This window comes from Bradyrhizobium sp. (genome assembly GCF_019244115.1).
GTDB lineage: Bacteria > Pseudomonadota > Alphaproteobacteria > Rhizobiales > Xanthobacteraceae > Bradyrhizobium.
In genome coordinates, this window is the sequence record NZ_JAFATE010000292.1 from 1 (window position 1) to 2388 (window position 2388).

Sequence of the window (2388 nt, forward strand, 5' to 3'; positions counted from 1 at the left end):
CCATTGGTGATGGTGAAGGTGCCGCCCTGCATCTCCTCGATCTTGAGCTGACCGTCGCGGGCGCGGCGGCCGTAATCGGCAATCTGTTTCTCGATCTCGGCGATCGTCTTGTGATCGCAGTCGCGCACCACGGGCACCACCAGGCCGCGGTCGGTGCCGACGGCAACCCCGATGTGGTAGTAGTTCTTGTAGATCAGGTCGGTGCCGTCCATCTCGGCATTGACCGCGGGAATGTCCTTCAAAGCCTGCACGCAGGCCTTGGTGAAGAAGCCCATGAAGCCGAGCTTGATGGCGTGCTTCTTCTCGAACACGTCCTTGTACTGCGCGCGCATCGCCATGATGTGGGTCATGTCGACCTCGTTGAAGGTCGTCAGCATCGCGGCGGTGTTTTGCACTTCCTTGAGGCGCCGCGCGATGGTCTGGCGCAGCCGCGTCATCTTCACGCGCTCCTCGCGCGCGGCATCATCGGCGGGCGAGGGCGCCCGCACCTGCACGGCAGCCGCCGGCTGATTGACTGGCATCGGGGCCGCGGCTGCCTTCTCGATCGCGGCCAGCATGTCGCCCTTGGTGACGCGGCCATCTCTGCCCGAGCCCGGCACGGTCGTGGCATCGACGCCGCTTTCGGCAGAAAGCTTGCGCACCGAGGGCGCCAGCGGCGCGTCGGGCGGCGGCGCTTTCTGGGCTGCCGGTGCGGGCGCGAACGACACCGGTGGCGGCGCGGCGGGAGCAGCGGATTTTGCTGCCGCTGCCGGCGCCGGCCTGGCGGCCGCCGCGCCGTCATTGATCTGACCGAGCAGCGCGCCGACGGCGACGGTCTCCCCGTCCTTGGCAATGATTTCGCCGAGCGTCCCGGCTGACGGGGCCGGCACCTCAATGGTGACCTTGTCGGTCTCGAGCTCGACCAGCGGCTCGTCCACCGCGACCGCTTCGCCGGCCTTCTTGAACCAGCGGCCAATGGTGGCCTCGGTGACGGATTCACCCAGCGTCGGGACACGAATTTCAGTCATGATGTATTTCCCCCATGGCCTTCGCGGTCATAAATCTTTGCTCGTCATCGCCCGCCTTGAGCGCAATTGCGCTCCTGGAGCGGGCGATCCAGTACTCCGGGACGATCGTGGTTTACGACTGACGGCGCGGCGTACTGGATGCCCCGCTTGCGCGGGGCATGACAGGATCGTTTCTAATTCAACGCCTCGTCGAGCAACGCCTTGAGCTGCGCAAGATGCTTCGACATCAAGCCGGTCGCGGTCGCCGCAGACGCCGCACGACCGGCGTAGCGCGGCCGCCTGTTCTTTGCATTGGTCTGATTCAGCACCCATTCGAGATAGGGCTCGATGAAATGCCACGCACCCATGTTGCGCGGCTCTTCCTGGCACCACACCACCTCGGCGTTCTTGAAGCGCGAGAGCTCGGCGACCAGCGCCTTCAGCGGCACCGGATAGAGCTGCTCGATCCGCATCAGGTAGACGTCGTCGAGGTCGCGCTTTTCCCGCTCGTCGTAGAGGTCGTAATAAACCTTGCCCGAGCACAGCACGAGCCGGCGGATTTTGTCGTCGGGGACGAGCTTGATCTTCTCGTTCGGCAGCATCTGGGCGTCATCATAGAGGATGCGGTGGAAGGTCGTGTCCCTGCCGAGTTCGTCGAGCCGCGACACCGCCCGCTTGTGGCGCAGCAGCGACTTCGGCGTCATCATGATCAGCGGCTTGCGGATCTCGCGATGCAGCTGCCGGCGCAGCACGTGGAAGTAGTTGGCCGGCGTGGTCGGATAGACCACCTGCATGTTGTCCTCGGCGCACATCTGCAGATAGCGTTCGAGCCGTGCCGAGGAATGCTCCGGCCCCTGCCCCTCATAGCCATGCGGCAGCATGCAGACGAGCCCGGACATGCGCAGCCATTTGCGCTCGCCGGAGGAGATGAACTGGTCGAACAGCACCTGCGCGCCGTTGGCGAAATCGCCGAACTGGGCTTCCCACAGGACCAAAGCCTTGGGCTCGGCCAGGGTATAGCCATATTCAAAGCCCAGCACCGCTTCTTCCGACAGAAGCGTATCCACCACTTCGAAATCGCCCTGGCCTTCGCGGATATGGTTGAGGGGCAGATAGCGTTCCTCGCTTTCCTGATCCACCAGGGCGGCATGGCGCTGGCTGAAGGTGCCGCGGGTGGAATCCTGGCCCGACAGGCGGACATAGAAGCCTTCGTCCAGCAGGGTGCCGAAGGCCAGCGCCTCGGCCGTGGCCCAGTCGAAGCCTTCGCCGGTCTCGAACATCTTGGCCTTGGCCTCGAGCTGGCGGGCGATGGTCTTGTGCAGGTTGAAGCCTTCGGGCGCTGTGGTCAGCGCCTGGCCGATCTTCAGCAAGGTTTCCTTGGGCAGGCCGGTATCGCCGCGGC

1 protein-coding gene and 1 pseudogene are annotated in these 2388 nt (G+C 64.7%); both read right to left on the minus strand.

The features are described 5' to 3' along the window. Positions 1–1007: 2-oxoglutarate dehydrogenase complex dihydrolipoyllysine-residue succinyltransferase (odhB, locus tag JOZ76_RS13005; RefSeq protein ID WP_291699031.1), on the minus strand; the 1007-nt coding region annotated here is incomplete at its 3' end. A 173-nt stretch (positions 1008–1180) separates the two neighbouring features. Then, positions 1181–2388, minus strand: a pseudogene (gene sucA, locus JOZ76_RS13010) (2-oxoglutarate dehydrogenase E1 component); the annotation flags it as partial.